This window comes from Streptomyces sp. A0642 (genome assembly GCF_004795105.1).
In the GTDB taxonomy this organism is placed as follows: Bacteria; Actinomycetota; Actinomycetes; order Streptomycetales; family Streptomycetaceae; genus Streptomyces.
Genome location: NZ_SSBL01000011.1, coordinates 98,945 through 120,552, shown reverse-complemented (window position 1 = coordinate 120,552; position 21,608 = coordinate 98,945). Strand labels below are relative to the sequence as shown.

Annotated in this window: 20 protein-coding genes; 8 read left to right on the top strand and 12 right to left on the bottom strand. The window is 71.1% G+C overall.

The window, feature by feature from the left end; all coding sequences use genetic code 11:
• The first annotated feature begins 84 nt into the window (after window positions 1–84).
• Together E6R60_RS20400 and E6R60_RS20395 are read left to right on the top strand one after the other, a co-directional pair.
• A complete protein-coding gene (locus E6R60_RS20400) occupies window positions 85–669 on the top strand; it encodes a Uma2 family endonuclease (protein WP_136328035.1) in 585 nt (194 codons plus the stop codon).
• Window positions 666–884 (top strand): XRE family transcriptional regulator, encoded by a 219-nt coding sequence (locus tag E6R60_RS20395; RefSeq protein ID WP_136328034.1) that lies wholly within the window; start codon window positions 666–668, stop codon window positions 882–884. Before E6R60_RS20400 ends, E6R60_RS20395 begins: the two co-directional genes overlap by 4 nt.
• Before the next feature lie 43 nt (window positions 885–927).
• On the opposite strand, the gene E6R60_RS20390 is transcribed toward E6R60_RS20395, so the two are convergent.
• The 4 genes from E6R60_RS20390 to E6R60_RS20375 form a co-directional block, all read right to left on the bottom strand.
• Window positions 928–2,088 (bottom strand): serine hydrolase domain-containing protein, encoded by a 1,161-nt coding sequence (locus E6R60_RS20390; protein WP_136328107.1) that lies wholly within the window; start codon window positions 2,086–2,088, stop codon window positions 928–930.
• A 100-nt stretch (window positions 2,089–2,188) separates the two neighbouring features.
• Window positions 2,189–2,965 (bottom strand): ABC transporter ATP-binding protein, encoded by a 777-nt coding sequence (locus E6R60_RS20385; RefSeq protein ID WP_136328033.1) that lies wholly within the window; start codon window positions 2,963–2,965, stop codon window positions 2,189–2,191.
• Window positions 2,962–3,801: a cobalt ECF transporter T component CbiQ gene (gene cbiQ / locus E6R60_RS20380; RefSeq protein ID WP_136328032.1), complete on the bottom strand. Its 840-nt coding sequence runs from the start codon at window positions 3,799–3,801 to the stop codon at window positions 2,962–2,964. The genes E6R60_RS20385 and cbiQ overlap by 4 nt, the downstream gene beginning before the upstream one ends.
• Window positions 3,801–4,865 (bottom strand): energy-coupling factor ABC transporter permease, encoded by a 1,065-nt coding sequence (locus tag E6R60_RS20375; RefSeq protein ID WP_136328031.1) that lies wholly within the window; start codon window positions 4,863–4,865, stop codon window positions 3,801–3,803. The genes cbiQ and E6R60_RS20375 overlap by 1 nt, the downstream gene beginning before the upstream one ends.
• Window positions 4,866–5,058: 193 nt before the next feature.
• Between E6R60_RS20375 and E6R60_RS20370 the strand changes: the two genes are divergently transcribed.
• On the top strand, window positions 5,059–5,409 hold the full coding sequence (locus tag E6R60_RS20370; protein WP_136328030.1) for an SsgA family sporulation/cell division regulator: 351 nt from the start codon (window positions 5,059–5,061) through the stop codon (window positions 5,407–5,409).
• 174 nt (window positions 5,410–5,583) lie between these two features.
• Here E6R60_RS20370 and E6R60_RS20365 read toward each other — a convergent pair whose 3' ends face one another.
• Window positions 5,584–7,812, bottom strand: a complete 2,229-nt coding sequence (locus E6R60_RS20365) for an MMPL family transporter (RefSeq protein WP_136328029.1) — start codon at window positions 7,810–7,812, stop codon at window positions 5,584–5,586.
• A gap of 124 nt (window positions 7,813–7,936) precedes the next feature.
• Window positions 7,937–8,509, bottom strand: coding sequence for a TetR/AcrR family transcriptional regulator (locus E6R60_RS20360; RefSeq protein ID WP_136328028.1), 573 nt, complete (start codon window positions 8,507–8,509; stop codon window positions 7,937–7,939).
• A 169-nt stretch (window positions 8,510–8,678) separates the two neighbouring features.
• Here E6R60_RS20360 and E6R60_RS20355 point away from each other — a divergent pair, with 169 nt between their 5' ends.
• From E6R60_RS20355 to hemC, 4 genes are all read left to right on the top strand, one after another.
• Window positions 8,679–11,966 carry a S41 family peptidase gene (locus E6R60_RS20355; protein ID WP_136328027.1) on the top strand — a complete coding sequence of 1,096 codons (3,288 nt, stop codon included), beginning with the start codon at window positions 8,679–8,681 and terminating at the stop codon, window positions 11,964–11,966.
• A 186-nt stretch (window positions 11,967–12,152) separates the two neighbouring features.
• Window positions 12,153–14,267, top strand: coding sequence for a PrsW family glutamic-type intramembrane protease (locus E6R60_RS20350; RefSeq protein WP_136328026.1), 2,115 nt, complete (start codon window positions 12,153–12,155; stop codon window positions 14,265–14,267).
• An 11-nt stretch (window positions 14,268–14,278) separates the two neighbouring features.
• Entirely contained in the window at window positions 14,279–14,767 is a 489-nt protein-coding gene (locus E6R60_RS20345) for a hypothetical protein (protein ID WP_136328025.1), read from the top strand.
• A gap of 277 nt (window positions 14,768–15,044) precedes the next feature.
• Window positions 15,045–15,977, top strand: coding sequence for a hydroxymethylbilane synthase (hemC, locus tag E6R60_RS20340; RefSeq protein WP_136328024.1), 933 nt, complete (start codon window positions 15,045–15,047; stop codon window positions 15,975–15,977).
• A gap of 66 nt (window positions 15,978–16,043) precedes the next feature.
• On the opposite strand, the gene E6R60_RS20335 is transcribed toward hemC, so the two are convergent.
• Together E6R60_RS20335 and E6R60_RS20330 are read right to left on the bottom strand one after the other, a co-directional pair.
• Complete coding sequence (locus E6R60_RS20335; protein ID WP_136328023.1) at window positions 16,044–16,475, bottom strand: nucleoside deaminase; 432 nt, start codon at window positions 16,473–16,475, stop codon at window positions 16,044–16,046.
• Complete coding sequence (locus tag E6R60_RS20330) at window positions 16,472–17,323, bottom strand: LLM class flavin-dependent oxidoreductase (RefSeq protein ID WP_136328022.1); 852 nt, start codon at window positions 17,321–17,323, stop codon at window positions 16,472–16,474. The genes E6R60_RS20335 and E6R60_RS20330 overlap by 4 nt, the downstream gene beginning before the upstream one ends.
• 94 nt (window positions 17,324–17,417) lie before the next feature.
• Between E6R60_RS20330 and E6R60_RS20325 the strand changes: the two genes are divergently transcribed.
• Entirely contained in the window at window positions 17,418–17,912 is a 495-nt protein-coding gene (locus tag E6R60_RS20325; protein WP_136328021.1) for an Lrp/AsnC family transcriptional regulator, read from the top strand.
• Between the two features lie 42 nt (window positions 17,913–17,954).
• On the opposite strand, the gene E6R60_RS20320 is transcribed toward E6R60_RS20325, so the two are convergent.
• The 4 genes from E6R60_RS20320 to E6R60_RS20305 all read right to left on the bottom strand — a co-directional run bounded on the left by E6R60_RS20320 (window position 17,955) and on the right by E6R60_RS20305 (window position 21,607).
• Window positions 17,955–18,173: a hypothetical protein gene (locus tag E6R60_RS20320; RefSeq protein ID WP_136328020.1), complete on the bottom strand. Its 219-nt coding sequence runs from the start codon at window positions 18,171–18,173 to the stop codon at window positions 17,955–17,957.
• A gap of 88 nt (window positions 18,174–18,261) precedes the next feature.
• Window positions 18,262–19,167 carry an SDR family oxidoreductase gene (locus tag E6R60_RS20315; RefSeq protein ID WP_136328019.1) on the bottom strand — a complete coding sequence of 302 codons (906 nt, stop codon included), beginning with the start codon at window positions 19,165–19,167 and terminating at the stop codon, window positions 18,262–18,264.
• Complete coding sequence (locus E6R60_RS20310; RefSeq protein ID WP_136328018.1) at window positions 19,164–20,090, bottom strand: alpha/beta hydrolase; 927 nt, start codon at window positions 20,088–20,090, stop codon at window positions 19,164–19,166. Before E6R60_RS20310 ends, E6R60_RS20315 begins: the two co-directional genes overlap by 4 nt.
• Window positions 20,087–21,607: an NAD(P)/FAD-dependent oxidoreductase gene (locus E6R60_RS20305; protein ID WP_136328017.1), complete on the bottom strand. Its 1,521-nt coding sequence runs from the start codon at window positions 21,605–21,607 to the stop codon at window positions 20,087–20,089. The genes E6R60_RS20310 and E6R60_RS20305 overlap by 4 nt, the downstream gene beginning before the upstream one ends.
• Between the last annotated feature and the right edge of the window lies 1 nt (window position 21,608).

Below are 21,608 nucleotides of genomic sequence, written 5' to 3'. Positions count from 1 at the left end.
GTTGAGCGGCCGCACGTCGTTGCGAGCGGCCGGTCTTCCCAGGTTCCCACCACGGCGGCATATGATTTTCGATATACTCGGAGTATGAGTCCGGACTATGCGTGGATGCGGAAGGCCGCCGACGAGCTTTCCGAGTATGCCCAGCACCTGGAGGGCTCCTGGAGCGTCGAGATCGGCGCCGGCGGCCCAGTCATGGCCATGATGAGCCCGGTCAATCGGCACGAGCGGATCGCGGGCCGGATCAGAGATCAGATCAACCGGCAGATCGTCTCGACGCATCCCGGCTGGATCGCCGAGACCGGGCCGGAGGTCGAGGATCCGCGGGTCGGCCGCATGCGCCGCCCAGATGTACTGGTCTGCCAGGAGAGCGCGCTGGATTCCGACCGGGACGCACTCGCCCCGGATGAGGTGCTGGCGTGCGTCGAGGTGGTCTCGAGGTCGAATCCGAGCAACGACTACATCGAGAAGATGGCCGACTACCCGGCCATGGGAATTGGCCTGTACCTGATCGTGGATCCGAGGAACGGCACCATCGCGGTGCACGACGACCCCTGTCGAGGCACGTATCAGAACAGCGTGCCGTACATCTTCGGAGACGCGGTCCCCTTCGGGGCGTGGAGCATCGATACCAGTGCTTTTCGCCGGTACGGGAAGATCGGCAACGCATGAGGCTCGCGGAGTTGCGTGAGAAGGCCGGCCTGACCCAGGCCGAGGTGGCCGTGCGGATGGGCACGGCCCAGCCCAATGTCTCCCGCCTGGAGCGCCTGCCGGTCCAGGAGATCAGCCAGCGCCAGCTCCGCCGCTACCTGGCCGCCCTGGAGGCCGGTCTCGTGCTGCTGGCCACGACCTCCGCGGGCGACGAAGTTCTCCTCACCTCGCCCTGACCGGCCGCCGCCGCGGAAGCACGGAAGAGGGCCGCCGACCCCCTCACAGTGCCGACCGTACGGCGCGCACCAGCGCCTGGGCGCGGGGATCGGCGGTGACTCCCTTCTGCAGACCGTTCGTCACATAGCCGAGGGCGATGCCCGATTCGGGGTCGGCGAAGCCCAGCGAGCCGCCGCGGCCCGGGTGGCCGAAGGAGCCCGGGGAGAGCAGCGGGGACGCCGGGCCGTGCAGCATGTAGCCGAGGCCGAAGCGGGTGCCCACGACCAGGACCCGGTCCGGGCCCGCCGACTCCTCGGTGCGGGCCAGGGTGAGGGTGGCGGGGGCGAACAGCCGGTGCCCGTCGACCGGGCCGATCATCGCGGCGTAGCAGCGGGCCAGGCCGCGGGCGGTCGCGATGCCGTTGGACGCGGGGAGTTCGGCGGACCGGTAACCGGGGTCGTTCTCGTCCGGGAACGGGTCGATCGCGCCGAACGCCCGGCGGGTCAGCGAGTCCGGGTCGCGGTAGGCGTCGACCACCGAGCGCTTGGGGCGGACGCGCAGGGCGCCGGCGCCGTCGCCCGCGGGCGCCTCGACGGGGCCGATCCGGCCCACGCGGTGCGCCTCGTCCGCCGGGATCCCGAACCAGAAGTCCAGGCCGAGCGGGCGGGCGATCTCCTCGGCGACCCAGCGGCCGACGGTCCGGCCCGTGACCCGCCGCACCAGTTCACCGACGAGCCAGCTGTAGGTCTGCGCGTGGTAGCCGTGGTCCGTGCCGGGCTCCCACTCGGGGCGCTGCGCGGCGACCGCCTTCGGCCCGCTCACTCCGTCGGCCGCCTCGCCTGGCGTGAGCGGCCGGTCCAGGGCGGGGATGCCGGCCCGGTGCGCCAGGAGGTGGCGGACGAGGACGCGCTCCTTGCCGTTCGCCTTGAACTCCGGCCAGTACGTGCCGACCGGGGCGTGCAGGTCGATCTGGCCGCGCTGGTGCAGGAGGAGCGGGACGGCGGCGGCGATGCCCTTGCCGGCCGAGCGCACGATCTGCACGGTGTCGACGGCCCACGGTTCCGCGCCGTCGACGTCTCTCGTGCCGGCCCACAGGTCGACGACCTTCTGCCCGTGCCGGTAGACGGTGACCGCCGCCCCTCGGTCGCCCCGCTGCTCGAAGTTACGGATGAAAGCATCCCGGACCGGTTCGAATCCGGGCGCCGCCGTGCCCCGTACGTCCACGCCTGCTCCTGCGCTCCCGCTCATCCCCCCATGGTGCATGGCGCCGCAGGTCGGACGAGGGGCGGGTCACCCGATGTTCACCGTCATGGAACGCGGCCCGTCACGGAAGACGAACCGTCACGGAACGCGGATCGAAGCCGAAGGGCAGCTCCAGACGGTGGGCCCGCATCAAAGCCTCGTCGCACAGGAGGTCCTGGGTGCGGTCGTCGGCGGCGATGACCCCGTCGCTGAGGATGACGGCGCGGCCGCACAGTTCCAGGGCGTACGGCAGGTCGTGCGTCACCATGAGCACGGTGACGTCCAAGGACCGCAGGATGTCGGCGAGTTCGCGGCGGGAGGCCGGGTCCAGGTTGGAGGACGGCTCGTCCAGGACGAGGATCTCCGGCCGCATGGCGAGGACCGTGGCGACGGCGACACGGCGGCGCTGGCCGAAGGAGAGGTGGTGCGGCGGCCGGCTCGCGTACTCCTCCATGCCGACCAGCTTGAGCGCCTCGGTGACGCGCTCCTCCAGTTCGGCGCCGCGCAGTCCGCCGGACGCGGGTCCGAAGGCGACGTCCTCGCGGACGGTCGGCATGAACAGCTGGTCGTCGGGGTCCTGGAAGACGATGCCCACGCGGCGGCGGATCTCGGCGAGGTTGCGCTTCTCGACGGGGAGCCCGGCGACGCGGACGGTGCCGGCGCCCGCGTCGAGAATGCCGTTGAGGTGGAGGACGAGGGTGGTCTTGCCGGCGCCGTTCGGCCCGAGCAGGGCGACGCGCTCGCCGCGCGCGACGGTCAGGTCGACGCCGAAGAGCGCCTGGTGGCCGTCGGGGTAGGCGTAGGCGAGGCCGCTGACCTCCAGGGACGGCGGTACGGAAGGGGCGTGGGGCTGGCTCATAGGGTCCATCCCAGCAGACACACGGCGAGGGCGAGCACGGGGAGTGCCGCGGCGTACGCCCACTGGGCGCGCGAGGCCGTCACCTCGTCGATGACGGGCATGGAGCCGGTGTAGCCGCGGCTGACCATCGCCAGGTGGACGCGCTCGCCCCGCTCGTAGGACCGGATGAAGAGCGCGCCCGCCGACTTGGCGAGGACGCCCCACTGCCGGATCCCGCGCGCCTCGAATCCGCGCGAGCGGCGGGCGATGGACATCCGGCGCATCTCGTCGGTGATCACATCGCCGTACCGGATCATGAAGGAGGCGATCTGGACGAGCAGGGGCGGCAGCCGCAGGCGCTGGAGGCCGAGCAGCAGGGAGCGCAGCTCGGTGGTGGACGCGAGGAGCACGGAGGCGGCGACGCCCAGGGTGCCCTTGGCGAGAACGTTCCAGGCGCCCCAGAGCCCGGGGACGCTGACGGAGAGCCCGAGGACGTGCGTCTGCTCGCCGGGCACGACGAACGGCATGAGCAGCGCGAACGCGACGAACGGCACCTCGATCAGCAGCCGCTTGAGCAGGAAGCCGGCCGGGACGCGGGCCACGGCGGTGGCGCCCGCGATCAGCAGGGCGTACAGCCCGAAGGCCCACACCGCCTCGCGCGGGGTGGTGACGACGGCCAGGACGAAGCTGAAGACCGCGGCGAGCTTGCAGTGCGGCGGCAGGTCGTGGACGGGCGAGTGCCCGTGCCGGTAGAGCTTGTGGGCGTGCCCCGCCGCACCCTGGCCCGGGGCGGGCCGGGGCCGGGGGCGTGCGGAGCCGCCGTCCGTGGTGGGCTTCCACCGCGCGCTGGCGCCCATCAGACCTTCTCGCCGGTGCGGGAGGCGGCGGCGGCCGCGTCCTTCGTACGGCGGCGGCTGACCACGTAGAACGCGCTGCTGCCGACGACGAGGGTGGCGCCCACTCCGATCGCTCCCGCCAGTCCGCCGGAGAGCCGGGCGTCGGAGACGTCCTTGACGCCGTAGTCGGCGAGCGGTGAGTCCTTGGCCGCGTGGTCCTTGGCCTCCTTGTCGATGCCCTGGTCGGTGGCGACCTTCTCCAGGCCGTCCGGGTTCGCGGAGGCGTAGAAGGAGACGAAGCCGGCCAGGACGAGGGCGGTGACCAGACCCGTCGCCCACAGGCCCCGGTTGGAGCGGGGGGCTGCGGCGGCGACGGGCTCGCGGGCCGGCGCGGGGGCGTCGACGAGTTCTCCGCCGATGCGGAGCTTGAGCGGGGCGGTGAGCCCGCGGGCGCCGTGGACCAGGTCGGGGCGGACGGCGATGACCGCGCCGACGGTCAGCGCGGTGATCGCGGCCTCACCGAGGCCGATCAGGACGTGGACCCCCACCATCGCGGTGAAGACCTTGCCGATCGGGATGTCGGTGGTCCCGCCGATCCAGTACATCAGCGTGAAGGCGGCGGCCGCGGCCGGTACGGAGACGAGCGCGGCGACGAAGGACGCGGCGGTCGTCGAGCGGCGGGTGCGCGGCAGCACGCCGGCCAGGCCGCGGAAGAGGGCGTACGCGACGACTGTGGTCACGACGCCCATGTCGAGGACGTTCACGCCGAGCGCGGTCAGCCCGCCGTCGGCGAACAGGATGCCCTGCATCAGCAGGACCACGGATATGCACAGGACCCCGGTGTACGGCCCGACCAGGATCGCGGCCAGCGCCCCGCCGAGCAGATGGCCGCTGGTGCCGGCCGCGACGGGGAAGTTCAGCATCTGCACGGCGAAGATGAAGGCGGCGACCAGCCCGGCCAGCGGCGCGGTGCGTTCATCGAGCTCACGCCGCGCGCCCTTCAGGCTGACGGCCACCGCACCGGCGGCCACGACTCCGGCGACGGCGGACACGGGGGCGTTGATGAATCCGTCGGGTACATGCATGGGGGAGGGCTCCGCTTCCTGCGTTCCTGCATTGCTGCGCGGGGTCGTGAACCTGCTCATGATAGGGCCTTGTTGCGAACCATTCGCAAGAGCGGGTGCCTCACAACTGCCCAGAGCCCTCACAGTGCTCTTTTGCGAAAATATGGGACATTAGATGACGAAGGCGACATATCACCAGGAGGAGCCGAGGCCCATGTCCCCCGTGATCAAAGAACACGCCCGAGCCCGGCTCGTCATCGACGCCCGCGATCTGCCCGTCGTGCCCGTCGAACTGCGCTACGACCCCGCCGATGACTCCCGCACGGTGCGTATCGCCTTCCCCGGCGGCCCGGACTGGGCTGTCGCGCGCGATCTGCTGGAGCGCGGGCTGCGCGCCCCCGTCGAGCACGACAGCCTGCGGATCTGGCCGTGCGGCCGGGCGCAGCTGGTCCTCGAACGCCACACGGCGGACGGCCTGGAGGTGGTGCAGTTCGACTGCGCGCCGCTGATCCGCTTCCTGCGCCGCACGCACCGCCGGGCCAGGACGGAGACCGCGTCCGCCTGACCCGCGAGGACGGGGGACACGAGGACATGGCGAGAGCCCCCGTGCGCATGTGCACGGGGGCTCTCGCCCTGCCCCGGCCCCCCGTCCCCACAGGTAACCGGCGCTTCCGGGGCCGCGCTCCGCTCAGGCGCGGCCCCGGGGGTCAGCGGCTCATCGGCCGGCTCACGCCCCGCGTCAGACGCGGGTCAGCTCGCGCTCGCCGCCGGCGTCCGGACCGGCGTCACCGGCGGACGTACCGGCCAGTTCCTTGCGCAGACCCTCCCCCTCGACGTCCACGTTGGGCAACACCCGGTCCAGCCAGCGCGGCAGCCACCAGGCACGCTTCCCGAGCAGCGCGAGGACCGCGGGCACGATGGCCATACGGACCACGAACGCGTCGAAGAAGACGGCGATGGCGAGCGAGAAGCCGATCATCTTGATCATCGACTCGCTGGAGCCGATGAATCCGGAGAAGACCGCGATCATGATCACGGCCGCGGCCGTGACGACCCGGGCCCCGTGCTTGAAGCCGGTGACGACGGCCTGGCCGGGCTTCTCGCCGTGGACGTACGCCTCACGCATCCGGGTGACGAGGAAGACCTCGTAGTCCATCGCGAGACCGAAGACGACGCCCACCATGAAGATCGGCATCATCGACATGATCGGACCGGTCTGCTCGACCCCGAAGAGCGAGCCGAGCCAGCCCCACTGGAAGACCGCGACGACCGCGCCCAGGGCCGCGACGACCGAGAGCAGGAAGCCGAGCGCCGCCTTCAGCGGCACCAGCACCGACCGGAAGACCACCATCAGCAGCAGGAACGCGAGGCCCACGACGAGCGCCAGGTACGGCAGCAGCGCGTCGTTCATCTTCTGCGAGAAGTCGATGTTCATGGCGGTGGCACCGGTGACCAGGACCTCGGCGCCGGTGTCGGACTTGATGTCCGTGCCCGCGTCGCGGATCGCGTGGACCACGTTCTCCGTCTCGACGGAGCTCGGCCGGTCCTTCGGGACGACCGTGATCATCGCCGCGTCGCCGGCCTTGTTGAAGGTGGCCGGGCTGACGGCGACGACCCCCTTCAGGCCGGAGATCTCGTCGGTGACCTGCTTGGCGGCGGCCTTGCCGTCGGAGCTGTTCGCCGTGTCGACGACGACCATCAGCGGCCCGTTGAAGCCGGGGCCGAAGCCCTCCGAGAGCAGGTCGTAGGCGCGGCGCTGAGTGGTGCTGGTGGGCTGGGAGCCGTCGTCCGGCAGACCCATCTCCAGCGACGCGGCCGGTACGGCGATGGTGCCCAGGCCGATGACGCCGACCAGCAGCACCCACACCGGCTTGCGCAGCACGAACCGCGCCCAGCGGGTGCCCATGTTCGGCTTGGCCTCGGGCCTGTCCTCCGCCTCGGCGGCCTTGCGCGCCTTGCGGCCCACGATCCGCTTGCCCACGAAGCCCAGCATCGCCGGGACGAGGGTGAGGGCGATGAGGACGGCGATCGCGACCGTGCCGGCCGCGGCGAAGCCCATCTTCGACAGCATCGGGATGTTCACGACGGCCAGGCCGACCAGGGCGATGACCACGGTGAGCCCGGCGAAGACGACCGCGGAGCCCGCGGTGCCGACGGCGCGTCCGGCCGCTTCCTCGCGCTCACGGCCCTCGGCCAGTTCGGCGCGGTAGCGGGAGACGATGAAGAGCGCGTAGTCGATGCCGACCGCGAGGCCGATCATCATCGCGAGGGTGGAGGTGGTCGAGCCCAGGTCCAGCACGTTGGCCAGCGCGGTGATCGACGAGACGCCGATGCCGACACCGATCAGTGCGGTGAGCAGCGGCAGCCCCGCCGCGATGAGCGAGCCGAAGGTGATGACGAGCACCACCGCGGCCAGGGCGATGCCGACGATCTCGGTGGCGCCCGTCTCCGGCATCACCTGGAGCGCGTCACCGCCGATCTCCACGGTCATCCCGGTCTTCTGCGCGGACTCGCCCGCGTCCTCCAGGGCCTCCCGGGTGGCGTCGGTCAGCTCCATGGAGTTGACCTTGTAGGTCACCGAGACGTACGCGGTCGTGCCGTTCTTGGAGACGGCGTTGCCGGTGTACGGGTCGACGACCGAGGCGATCTGGTCCGAGCCGGACTTCAGCTCACCGGTGATCTTCTTGACGTCCGCCTTGTTGGCCGGGTCCGTCATCTTCTCGCCCTCGGGGGCCTTGAAGACGATGCGCGCGGTCGCGCCGTCGGCGCTGGCCGCGGGGAATCGCTGTTCCAGCAGGTCGAAGGCCTTCTGGGCCTCCGTACCCGGAATCGAGAAGGAGCTGGAGGTGGCGGTGGACGCGGAGGCCGCGCCGAATCCGGCGAGCGCCAGCAGGGCCACCCAGATCAGGGCGACATAGCGGCGGCGCCGGAAGGCGAGCCGTCCGAGCTTGTAGAGGAATGTGGCCACGGAGGTGTACTCCCGGTCAGGTCGTTGAGTGGAATTGGGCGTGAGGAACCAGCCCGACGACGAGAGCGGCGTGTCAGGTGGGGCTTTGGGGAGAGGGCCGTGCGGGGTGCCGTGGGGACGGCGGTCAGAGTCCGAGAGCGGGGAGCATCACGGAGTCGACGTAATCGCGGAGGAATGCCTGGTCGACGGGGCGGTCCTCGACCAGTTGCCGAGCGGCGACGGCACCGATCAGCATGTGCGGTACGTACTTCAGCGCCGGATTGTCCGGACGCAGCTCACCCCGGTCCACGGCTCGGCGCAGCAGCATGTCGAGACCGGTCATCTCCGGTTCGATCAGCAGCTCCCGCAGGGCCTGGAGGAGATCGGGGTTCTCGTGGACGGCATGGCTCAGACCCCGCATCAGCGCGGCGTCCTTCTCCATCTGGCAGTCGTCACTGCGGCCCAGGACGGCATGGAAGTCACCGCGCAGCGAGCCGGTGTCGACGTCGCTGAGGGAAACGGGCTTGTTGTGCCGCATGGCCGTGACGACGAGCTCGGGCTTGCTCCCCCACTGGCGGTAGAGGGTGGCCTTGCTGGAACGGGTGCGGGCGGCGACGGCGTCCATCGTCAGGGCGTCGTAACCGACCTCGCGGAGCAGGTCGAGCACGGCGGCGTACAGCTCGCTCTCACGCTCGGGCGTGAGCCGTGTGCGTGCCATGGGCCGACCTCCTGTTCCTGAGCTCGTGGGTCGTTCGTACGTCAGTCAATCGAACGAAACTGTTTCGTACACATCGACGGTACCCCTCCCGTCGAGCGAAACGAAATCGTTTCGCTTGTGTTCCGCACCACAAGTTGCCGCGGTCTCCCGGCCCGGAAAGCATGGGAACGTGAGTGACGACCTCTCGTATCTCCGGTTCCCGCACCTCCACGAAGACCTCCTCTGCTTCGCGGCGGAGGACGATCTCTGGGTGGCTCCCCTCGCCCAGGAGGGTGAGACGCCACGGCGCGCCTGGCGCGTGACCGTCGACCGCACCCGCGTGAGCCATCCGCGTTTCTCACCCGACGGCACCCGGATCGCCTACACGACCTGGCGGACCCTGGACCCGGAGATCCATCTGGCCCCGGTCGACGGAGGCCCGGCCCGCCGGCTCACCTACTGGGGTTCGACCGACGCCCGCGTCTGCGGCTGGACCCCGCCGTGCGGGGACACCGCGGCGCAGATCCTCGCCGTGTCCTCGCACCGGCAGCCGTTCTCGTACTTCTCCTGGGCCTACAGCGTGGCCACGGACGGCAGCCCCGGCGGCCGGCTCCCGTGGGGGCCGGTCTCCGACATCGCGGTCGGCGAGATCGACGGCGAGCGCCGCACGCTGCTGCTCACCGGAAAGCCGCCGCACGAGCCGGCGGCCTGGAAGCGGTACCGGGGCGGCGCGATGGGACGCCTGTGGCTGCACGGCAAGCGGCTGCTCCCGGACATCGGCGGCCACCTCGAATCGCCGATGTTCGTCGGGGGCCGCATCGCGTTCCTCTCCGACCACGAGGGCATCGGCAACCTCTATTCATGCCATCCCGACGGCGGCGATCTGCGCCGGCACACGGACCACGACGCGTTCTACGCGCGGCACGCCTCCAGCGACGGCCACCGCGTCGTCTACCAGTGCGCGGGTGAGCTGTGGCTGGTCGACGACCTCCTGTCGCCCCACGCGGCCCCGCGGAAACTGGAGGTCCGGCTCGGCGGGCCGCGGGCCGGCCGGCGCTCGTACCAGGTACCGGCCGCCAGCAACGTCGACTCGCTCTCCGTGGACGAGACCGGCCGGGCCAGCGCCGTCTCGGTGCGCGGCAGCCTCTACTGGCTCACCCACCGCGACGGGCCCGCCCGCACCATCGCGGACACCCCCGGCGTCCGGGTCCGGCTGCCGGAGATGCTCGGCAGCGGCGGCAAGGTCGCGTACGTCACCGACGCGGACGGCGAGGACGCGATCGAGATCTCCTACCTGCCGCGCGCCAGCGGCGACCGCCCGCCGCTCCGGCTCGCCTCCGGCCTGCTCGGCCGGGTCCAGGAACTCATCGCCGACCCGGACGGCGAACGGCTCGCCATCGCCTCGCACGACGGCCGGCTGCTCCTGCTGGAAACCGACGAGGAGACGTCCACCGGCGAGCCCACCGAACTGATCCGCTCCATCAACGGGCCGGTCCGCGACCTGGCGTTCTCCCCCGACGGCGCCTGGCTGACCTGGTCGCACCCCGGCATCGGCCGCTCGCTGCGCCAGATCAAGCTCGCCCGCATCCTGGGCCCCGGCTCCCCCGTGATCGTCGACGTCACCAACGGCCGCTTCGAGGACGAGAACCCCGTCTTCACGGGCGACGGACGCTATCTCGCCTTCCTCTCGTGGCGCGGCTTCGACCCGGTCTACGACGTCCACACCGGCGACCTGTCCTTCCCGCTCGGCTGCCGCCCGTACCTCGTCCCGCTCTCCTCGGCGACCCCCTCCCCCTTCGCCCTCCTGCCCGACGGCCGGCCTGCGGCGGGCGGCCTCGACCCGGTCGACTCGGCCGAAACCGGCGCGGTGGAGGGCTCCACGGTCACCGTCGAGTTCGAGGGCCTGGAGAACCGGGTCACCCCGTTCCCTGTCTCCGCGTCCAAGTACTCGGCCCTGCACCCGGTCAGCGGCGGCGGGCTGGTGTGGCTGCGCTGGCCGATCTCCGGCGCCCTCGGCGAGACGTTCGCCAACCCGGCGGACATGTCGGGCCGGCCCACGCTGGAGCACTTCAACATCGCCAAGGCGAAGAAGACCGAACTCGTCGACCACCTGGACTGGTTCGCCGTCAGCGGCGACGCCTCGCGCCTCGTCGTCATGGACGACGGCGAACTGCGCGCCGTCCCCGCCACCGAGCCCGGCGACAACGACTCCACTGTCTACCTCGACCTGCGCCGCATCCTGCACGAGGTCGACCCGGCGGCGGAGTGGCGGCAGGCGTACGGCGAGGCGGGCCGCATCATCCGCTCCTACTTCTGGGAGCCGGACATGTGCGGCATCGACTGGCCCGCCGTCCTCGACCAGTACCGCCCCCTGGTCGAACGGGTCGCCACCCCGGACGAGTTCGCCGACCTCCTGCGCGAAGTCCTCGGCGAACTGGGCACCTCGCACGCGTACGTCTCCCCCGCCCGCCGCAACGAGGGCCCGCCGCACTACCAGCGGGCGATCGGCCTGCTCGGCGTCAACTTCCTGTGCCGCGACGGCGCATGGGTCATCCGGCGCATCCTGCCCGGCGACTCGTCGGACTCCAAGGCCCGCTCCCCGCTGTCCGGTACGGGCATCCGCGAGGGCGCGGTCCTCACCCACGTCGACGGCCGCCCGGTGGACCCGGTCGCCGGCCCCTACCCCCTCCTGTCCGCGGCGGGCGGCACCACGGTCGAGCTGACCTTCAGGCCCGCCGAGGGCGAGGGCCGCTCCCGCCGCGTCGCGATCATGCCCCTGGTGGACGAACGTCCGCTGCGCTACCAGGACTGGGTCGCCAAACGCCGCGAGGTCGTCCGCGAACTGAGCGGCGGCCGCTGCGGCTACCTCCACATCCCCGACATGGGCGGCTCCGGCTGGGCCCAGTTCAACCGGGACCTGCGCCTGGAGGTCTCCCGCCCGGCCCTCATCGTCGACGTACGCGGCAACGCGGGCGGTCACATCAGCGAACTGGTCGTCGAGAAACTCACCCGCACGATCCTCGGCTGGGACCTCACCCGGGACGCCCAGCCCGTCAGTTACGCCTCCAACGCCCCCCGCGGCCCGGTCGTCGCCCTGGCCGACGAGGCGACGTCCTCCGACGGCGACATGATCACCGCCGCGTTCCGGCTCCTCAAGCTCGGCCCGGTGGTCGGCCAGCGCACCTGGGGCGGCGTCGTCGGCATGACCGGCCGCCACCGCCTGGGAGACGGCACGGTGATCACGGTCCCGATGAACGCGGCCTGGTTCGACACGTACGGCTGGTCGGTGGAGAACCACGGCGTGGAACCGGATCTGGAGGCCCTGCGCACCCCCCTCGACTGGGCGGAAGGCCGCCACGCGGTCCTCGACGACGCGGTCCGCGTCGCCCTGGACCTCCTGGCCGCCCACCCCCCGGCGACCCCGCCGTCGTACGACACGGCCCCGGACAAGAGGCGGCCGCCGCTGCCGCCGCGGTAGGCGGGGCGTTCCCGTGCAGCAACACGACGTCGGCGTCCGCAGCGGGCGGGAAGCGAGCGGACACGCCATCTGCCCCCATGTGCACATAGGTTGCACCCGAACCCTCTTGCCCACTGCAGGCACTTACCTCTAACCTGACGTTCGCTTTTGCGAACTACGCAGGGGCTTCGAGGCACCGGGGTGGGCATGACGCTGGTGATGGCGGTTGCTGCCGTCTGGGGTGTGCTGCAACTGTTCGCCCTGTCGTGGCCCGCCCGTTCGGTACGGCTCCCGACGGTGCTGCTCGCGGTCGCGGTGGGGGTGTACGGGTGCGGCGTGGCAACGGCACTGCTGCAACTCACCTACACCCGCCTCTACGCTGACTGGTCCGGTCAGCCGCTGGCCGAGGTGGTGAGCACCTCCGGTTACACGGTCGCCCCGTGGGTGGAGGAACTGCTCAAGGTCGCCCCGCTGTTGCTGGCCGGCCTGTACGCCAAGGTCCGCCGGCAGTGGGGACTCACCGACTTCCTCGTGCTCGGGGCCGGGCTGGGCGCGGGGTTCGGGCTGCTGGAGGCAGTGCTCCGGTACGGCCTGGACACGGACCGGGCGATCCCGCGCGAAGGCGGGGGGTGGGTCATCCCGGACAGCCTCTTCCCGCCGTACATCCCGGGCCTGGGGCAGGTGTTCACCACCTGGCTGCCCGGCCCCACCGCCCAGTCCCACATGATCGGGCCGCTTGCCGCCGAGACCTTCTCCCACCTGGTGTGGACGGCCTCGGCAGGGCTGGGAGTCGGTCTGCTGTGGCGCACCCGGGGCTGGGTGCGCGTGCTGGCAGTGGTGCCGCCGGCAGCGGCGTCCGCTCACCACGCGGTGAACAACTACGTGGCCGCGAAGCCCACCGTGCAGGGTGAGCAGTGGCTCGCGACTCTCAACGAAAAGGCCTGGGCCGTTCCCCTGGTCTGCCTGGCCATCGCCATGGCCATCGATCTGCACCGGCTGCACCGTGCCAAACGCACGGTGCCGGGTGTACTGCTGGCCACCGAGCGCACCGATGGCGACACCACGGCCGCGCTACTGCGCTACGCGGCCTGGCGCCCACGCTGGACCTTGCTCATAGCCCTGCGCTACATCCGGCTGCGCCGCTCCCTGCTGTACGCCACCGCCCTGTCACCTCCGGGCGAGACCGAGCCGCTGCGCCGGGCGGTCGCCCGGATCACCGAACAGATGGACGCCACGGACCGCCGGAATGCCTGGCACCCCGAAGAGATACGGGCCCACCTCAAAGCTGCCCGGCCCGGCTCTGCTGGCCGGAGGTGGCTGCTCCTCGTGCCATGCGTGCTCGCGCTCCCAGGACTCCTCTTCCTGGGCGTCGGCTCGTTCAAGGCCACCGCCGGACTCCAGGAGTACTTCACCACCGGCAGCGGCCCGACGGTGCTCATGGGCTTCGGAGTCGCGGCCCTGGCCTGGATCGCCTGGCAACTGATCACCCTGCTCCGCACCTGGCGGCCCACGTCCGTCCAGCCCCACGGCGAACCGCTGGCCGCCCACCGCTTCCGCATCGCCACCGCACTGGGAGGAGCCACCACCGGACTCCTGCTCCTCTGCCGAGGGCTCGGCGAGGCAGGCCCCGACGGCAAGGCCATCCCCGCGCTCCACCTGCTCGAAGCCCTCGACGACTTCCTGGTCTACCTCGGCTTCGCCCTCCTCCTGATCTCCCTCCTCGCCCTGTTCCCGCCCGGCGGACTCGCCTTCGCCGGCATCGGGGCAGTCGGCGGCGCCACCGCCTCAGCAGCCGTCGACGCCGCTCTCCTCGGTACCGCCGGCGTTGTCCTCATGGCGGCTGGGGCCCAGGGAGCGAGCAGTAGCGGCGCCGCCAGGTCGAGCGGCGGGAAACGGAGGAGCGTTCCGCAGTCGTTGCGCGATAAGTGGAACAAGGGAAGCCGGTTCAACAAGGACAATTGGCACCGCTATCCCGCTAATGAGATCTACCTGGAGAACGGTAAATACCTGGATTCATACAGACCTGGAAAGGAGATCGTCTCCCGTAAGTACACACAGATATCCAGGATCAAGCGGAGCACGTTCATGAAATCCCTGGGCGAGCTCGGCGCAAAGTACAGGATCGGAACCAGGATCCCGGACACCGCGAAGGCGCGCAGAGAGTACCCGCACCTCATCGGGAAGACGTTGAAGGGAAAGTACTATCTCGAAGTTCCCGTCCAGGCCGAGCGCATACCCACCTGGGCACTTGAAGAGGCAATGAAGAGACGAGTGATCATCCGAGACGTCACCGGCCATGTCTACCGAATACCGAAAGGCTAGGATGAGCAACCATGACCTGGACCTACTGCGAGCAGTGGAATGAACTCTCCGAACAACCCATGAACCCTCTGTCAATCGATGAAGCCCGGTCCCGGCACGCCGCTGGGGAGCTGTACACCGCCCTTCCGCCCTTTCACGGAAAGCCCTCTCCGGCCTTGCGTGTCGAAATCCGACGGGAGACCGGATACGCCGCCGTGATCTTCATGGATGCATACGGCCGAAACGAGTTGGACTACACCTTCTCAGTCATTGATGACTCACTGTTTCTCGAACAGATGTTTTCCTACGACTACGGGGGCTCGGAAGAGCGGGGAGGTTACGCGGACGCCGAATCCGTGGAGTCATTCACCTTCGCGCCCGACGGCGTCGTCTGGCGCACCGTGGAATCCGGCGCCGAAGCCACCCGGGAGGGCCGTCAGGGAGTCGATGTCGCCTGCAACTGGGAGCCCTTTCCCGAGTTCGGGGAATACGAATCACTCACCCGGTGGGACCGCGGCTGAGGTCGAGCCCTCACCGCGCCTCGCCGAGCCGCGTACGTCGACTGCCGCCCCGCAGAGTCCCACCGCCTCGACGACTCCGCCGACCCGCTGGAGCCGGGGCGGACCGTACGTCGTCGAGGACTCGCTGCCGCAACCCACATGGCCCAGCGACCGTCAGCCACGCGTCACCGGCCTCCTCGCACAACTGCCCTCCCGCGCCAACTCGGTTGGCACGGCGGCGTCGTGGGCATCGGGACACTTCGCCGGGGCCCGCATCCGACGGGCTATCGTGGGCGGCATGGCCACTGCCCTGATCCGCATCGTGTCCCGTGACTCGCCCATGGCCCTCGCCCAGGTGGAGCGCGTACGAGCCGAGCTGGGCGCGCTGCACCCCGGCATCCGCACCGAGGTCGTCCCGGTCAAGACGACCGGCGACACGTGGATGGGCGACCTCAGTGCCGTGGAGGGCAAGGGCGCGTTCACCAAGGAAGTCGACCAAGCGCTCCTCGCGGGCGAGGCCGACCTCGCCGTCCACTGCGTCAAGGACATCCCGGCCGACCGACCGCTGCCCGCGGGCACGACGTTCGCCGCGTTCCTCAGGCGCGACGACATCCGCGACGCGCTCATCCACCCGGCCGGACTCCGCCTCGGCGAGCTCCCGCCCGGCACCCGGGTCGGCACGTCGTCCGTGCGGCGCAGCGCCCAGCTCGCCGCCTCCCACCCCCACCTGGTCTGCGTCCCCATGCGGGGCAACGCGAACCGGCGCCTGGAGAAGCTCGCGGCGGGCGAGGCCGACGCACTGCTCCTGGCCGCCTCCGGCCTGGAACGCATCGGCCGCACCGACGTGATCACCGAGGTGCTGTCGACCGAGGTGATGTGCCCGCCGATCGGCGCCGGAGTCCTCGCCCTCCAGTGCCGCGAGGGCGACACCGGCCTCATCGACCTCGTGAGCGGACTCGGCGACCCCGCGACCCACCGCGAGACGACGGCCGAGCGCATGTTCCTGCACGTCCTCCAGGGCCACTGCAACAGCCCCATCGCCGGGTACGCCCAGGCCGAGGGAAGCGGTGAACTCTCCTTGCGCGCAAAGGTGTTCACGCCCGACGGCAAGACGGTCCTCAACGCGCACGAGTGGGCCGGCCGCCTCGACCCCGCCACCCTCGGCACCTCGGTCGCCGTCGCGCTGCTGCGCCAGGGCGCGCGCGAGCTGATCGACGGCATCGCCCACTGAGCTCACCGCCCCGACGCGGGCATCCCGGCCCGGGAGAGGCGTCCTGCCCAGCCGGACGCTCGGTGGTCAGAGGTAGTAGCCCTCGACCACCGCCAGCACCTCCTCCAGCAGTGCAGGGCCGTCCTGCGGCACGGGCGGCCGGCCGCTGCCCGGCCTGATGGCCAGGAGCTGTTCGCCGGAGAGCGCGAAGACCACCCGGCGCAACCCCGCCTGCTGGATGACCGCCTCGCACATCGTGCACGGCTGGCAGCTGGTGTACATCGTGGTCTCCGCCGCCGTGGCCGCGTCCAGCTCCCTGGCGGCCCACCGCGCGAGCTTCAGCTCGGGGTGTGCGGTGATGTCCCGGTCGGTGAGTGTCGTGTTGCGGTCCTCCGCCAGGACCGTCCCGTCCGGGGCCGCCAGCAGCGAGCCGTACGGGGGGTTCCCGCTGTCCCGCGCCTCGGCCGCGAGGGCGATGGCACGCCTGAGGAGGGTGTGGTCGTCGTCGGACGGGGTCATGGCTGCTCCGGTGCGTAGAAGTGCGCGGCCACCGTGGCGAGTGCCTGCCGGGTCGGCTGTGGATGACTGGTCTCGCGGGGGTCGCCGTCGTAGGGGTCGAGGACGACCGTCTCGGCGCCCAGCAGCCGCAGTTGGCCGAGGTCGTCCATGATCTGGTCGATCGTGCCCTCACCGGCGAGGCGTTGCGGGCCGGAGACCGGTGACGCGGTGGGCCGGAGCGCGATCCGGGGCGCCAACGCGGGGACGGGGAGGTTCTCTTCGTACGCGGCCGACTTCAGCCGGTCCGCCGCCTCCCGCAGCCAGGGCATCGTGCCGCGCAGGGGATGCCAGGCGTCCCCGAACCGTACGGCCCGGCGTATGCCCGCGTCGCTGTTGCCGCCGACCCACACCGGGATCCGCCCGTTCCCGTACGCGGCCGTGTCGGCCCAGGCTTCCCGCAGGTCGCCCAGAACGCCGTCGGTCAGCCGTCCCCGCTGCTCGAAGGGGACGCCGAGGGCGGCGAATTCCTGCCGTGCCCAGCCCACCCCCACACCAAGGACCAGACGACCGCCGCTGAGCGCATCCAGATTGGCCGCCATCCGGGCGGTCAGCAGCGCGTGCCGGTACGGGGCGATGAGCACCGTCGTACCGAGCCCCACCCGGGTGGTGAGGCCGGCGAGCCAGGACAGGGTGGTGAAAGGCTCGTAGAAGGGGGCCGGATACCGCTCGGCGACGTCGGGCGTGATGGCCACGTGGTCGGAGAGCATCAGCAGGTCGAAGCCCAGGCCCTCCACGGTGAGGGCCCAGTCGCGCAGGACTCCGGGGTCGGTGCCGGGTCCGAAATTGGGGACGTTCACGCCGATCTTCACCCGGTCGAGCCTAGCCAGGCGGCACACCCCAGCAGAAGAGATTCCTGCCGGTCCAGGGGGAGTTCGCCCGTGGAATCCCCGGTAATCTGGGCAGATGGCCGAGAATCTCGACGCGACCGACTGGGCGATCCTCGACGAGCTCCAGCGGGACGGCAGGATCGCCTTCACGGAGCTGGCCCGGCGGGTGAACCTGAGCGCGTCGGCGACCACGGAACGGGTGCGGCGGCTGGAGGCGACCGGGGTCGTCACGGGGTACCGGGCCGAGGTGGATCTGGAGCGGGCCGGATATGTGGCCCTGGCCGTCGTACGGCTGAAGTACCCGGGGAGCCGGCACGAGCCGTTGCGCCGGCTGCTCGACGAGCGCCCGGAGGTCCTGGAGTGCCTGCGCACCACCGGGGACGACTGCTACGTCCTCAAGGTGGCGGCCACGTCGATGACCCACCTGGAGGAAATCGTCGACGTGCTGGCCGAGTTCGGGAGCACCACCACCAACCTCGTCTTCAGCCGCACCATGCCGTACCGCGGCCCGCGCGCGCCGAGGGCGGATCTCACCGCGCGGCAGGACGCGGAAGGGGCGCACCCGGAATGACCCGGGCACGCCCCTCAGTACGCAACGCTCAGAGGCGCGACGTCAGCGGTCGAAGCGCTCCTGCACGTCGTCCGCCGCACCCTGGACGCGGTCGCGACCCTGCTCGGACGCCTGGCGAGCCCGGTCGGACGCGTCCTGACGACGGTCCTGGCCCTGGCCCTGGCCCTGGCGCTGGTTGTCGCCCTTGCCGCCCTTCATCTTCTTCTGGCCCTGGTCGGCAAGCTCCTGCGCCTTGTCCTTGAACTGGTCGGCGATGCCCATGCTGTTCACTCCTATGTGGGGGTGCGTGGGGATGGCCCCGTCGGGGCCTCGACCAGACTGACACGACCGGACATTCAGCGCATTTCGATCACTTACGCTGCGTGTCCGACACCCGGCGCGCCGCCCGTTCCTCCTGGTCAGCCGCACCTCCGGCCCCCACGAGTCCCTTGCCGACGCCCTCCAGACGGGGGCCGAAACGCTTCATCTCCCGCTGGCCGACCGCGCCGATCAGGCTCGGCAGGTAGCCGCGCACGGACTGCATCCCGCGCAGCCACCACTGGGCGTAGACATGCGCCGAGCGCCGCTCGATGCCGGCAACGATCCGGTCGACGGCCGGGCCCAGCGGGTAGGTGCGGTTGGACGGCCACGGCAGCCGCTGGCGCAGCTCCCGCATCACGTCGTCCTCGTCCGCGCCGCGCACCATGTCCGTGTCGGTCCAGGAGAGGTAGCCGACGCCGACCTTCACGCCCCGGTAGCCGACCTCCGCCCGCAGGCTGTGCGCGAACGCCTCGACGCCCGACTTGGAGGCGCAGTACGCGGTCATCATCGGCGCGGGTGTGATCGCGGCGAGCGAGGCTATCTGGAGGAAGTAGCCGCGGCTCTCCATCAGGACCGGCAGGAACGCCCGGCCGGTGACCGCGCCGCCGATCAGGTTGACCTCGATGACCCGCCGCCAGGCCACCGGATCGGAGTCGACGAACGGTCCGCCGGTGGCCACGCCCGCGTTGGCGACGACGATGTCCACCTTCCCGAAGCGCTCCTTGACCTCCTGCGCGACCCGCTCCATCGCCTCGTGGTCGGTGACGTCCGCGTGCCAGTGGTCGCTGTCCCCGTGCAGCCGCTCGGAGACCTTCTTCAGCTCGTCCGGCTCCAGGCCGACCAGCGCCAGCTTCGCCCCGCGCGCCGACAGCTTGCGCGCCAGCAGCTCACCCACCCCGCGCGCCGCGCCCGTGACGACGACGACCTGTCCCTCAAGACTCCGACTGCCGCTCATACGACCTCCTCCTTGCCCGAGACGCCCTCGGCGTCGGTCGTGCCCCGCACCGGGAGGTACGTGGTCACCAGTTCCCGGATCTTCGCCGTGACGATCTCCGGCGCCTCGACCGGTGTCATGTGGCCCATGCCCGTCAGCTCGGTGAGGCCGAGACAGTCGGGCAGCGCGGCCGCGAGCGCCCGGGCGAGGACGGGCGGGGTCAACCGGTCGTCCGTGCCCGCGATCACCGCAGTGGGCACCCTCAATTCCCGTACCCCTTCCTCGAGATCGAGGTCCGCGAGCACGTGCCCCCAGGCGACGCGGGCCGCCCGCGGGCAGGCGTGCACGATCCGTGCGCAGGCGTCGACCCGGTCCGGGGCCGAACCGGCGCCCATCGTCGCGTACTTGAGGATGCGCCGGGAGACCGGTGTGACCGGTCCGAGCGGTGCCCGCGCCCCGAGGATCGCACGCGTCATCCTGGTCCGCACGGCGCCGGGCCGCATCGGCAGGACGAGCGATTCCGCGAGCAGCCGGGAACTCCCCGTGCTGCACAGCAGGACGGCGGCCGCGTGCTCGCGCAGCCCCGCGCGCCGCGAGGCGGACATGATCGTCATCCCGCCCATGGAGTGCCCGGCCAGCACGGCCTTCTCGCCCGGGGCGAGCGTGGCGGCGAGGACCGCTTCGAGGTCGTCGGCCAGCGCGTCGGTGGTGTAGCCCCCGCGCCCCGCCTCGGGAGAGGTTCCGTGGCCGCGCTGGTCGTAGGCGATGACGCGGTGGTCCACGGCGAGGTCCCGTATCTGCGCGTCCCAGAAGCGGGTGTTGCAGGTCCAGCCGTGGGCCAGGACCACGGCGGGGGCGCCGTCCTGTCCGTGCACCTCGACGTGGATGCGCGAGCCGTCGGCGGAGACGGCCATCAGTTCCCGCACGGGAAGGAGCCGGCTCATCCCGCCACCTCCTCGGCGACGGCCTTCTTCGCGTCCCGCTGCGCGGTGACCCGTACGACCTCGTACTCCGAGAGGTCGACCTCCCGCGTGGCCGTGCGGAATTCGGCGGTGGTGCCCGGCCAGACCGTGGTGTTGCGGCCACTGGCGTCCAGGTACCAGCTGGTGCAGCCGCCGGTGTTCCAGACCGTGCGCTTCATGCGCTCCTGGACGCGGCGGTTCCAGGCGCCGACGGCCGAGGGGCGCGCGTCGAGCGCGACGCGGCCGCCCAGCACGTTCAACTGGCGCAGGTAGTCGGCCATGTAGTTCAGCTGGGACTCGATCATCAGGATCATGGACGAGTTGCCGAGCCCGGTGTTGGGACCGATGATCGTCATCCAGTTGGGGAAGCCGGCCGCGCTCGCGCCGCGCAGCGCCTGCATGCCGTCCTTCCAGGACTCGGTGAGCGTGATGCCGTCCGCACCCACCACCCGCTCGGCGATCGGCATGTCGGTGACGTGGAAGCCGGTGCCGAAGATGATCGCGTCGACCTCGGTCTCCGTACCGTCCGAGGCGACGACCGTGGAGCCGCGCACCTCGGCGAGGCCGGAGGCGACCACGTCCACGTTGGGCTGCGCGAGCGCCGGGTAGTAGGCGCTGGAGAGCAGGATGCGCTTGCAGCCGATGCGGTACGAGGGGGTCAGCTTGGCCCGCAGCGCCGGGTCCTTGATCGCCCGGGCCATGTTGGCCTTGGCTATGCGCTCGACCAGGCCCAGCTGGTCCGGGTGCTTGGTGAAGGCGCCGACCTGCAACTCCCGTATGCCCCAGAGCAGTCCGCGGCGGGCGGTGCCGGTGAAGGGGAGCGTGCGGTGCAGCCAGCGCTCTGCGCCGCTGATGGCGCGGTCCATGCGGGGCATGACCCACGGCGGGGTGCGCTGGAAGAGGGTCAGCCTGCCCACCTCTCGCTGGATCGACGGCACGATCTGGATCGCGGAGGCGCCGGTGCCGATCATCGCGACGCGCTTGCCGGCCAGATCGGCGTCGTGGTCCCAGCGGGCGGAGTGGAAGACCTTGCCGGGGAAGTCGGCGAGCCCCGGTATGTCGGGCATCTTCGGGTCGGAGAGCGGGCCGGTCGCGGAGACGACGACGTCGGCGACGACCGTCGTGCCGTTCGCGCACTCGATGACCCAGTGCAGCTCGTCGTTGTCCCAGCGCATCACGCTCACCTCGTGGTTCAGCCTGAGGTGCGGCCGGAGGCCGAAGGTGTCCGCGACGTGCTCCAGGTAGGCGCGGATGTGCTTCTGCCCGGAGAAGGTGCGCGGCCACTCGGGGTTGGGCGCGAAGGAGAACGAGTAGAGGTGGGACGGCACGTCGCAGGCGCAGCCGGGGTATTCGTTGTCGCGCCAGGTGCCGCCGACCGATCCGGCCCGCTCCAGGATCACGAAATCGGTGACGCCTTCGCGGCGCAGCCGGACGGCGGCCCCCAGACCCCCGAATCCGGATCCGATCACCGCCACGCGTACATGCTCGTGCTGGGCCATG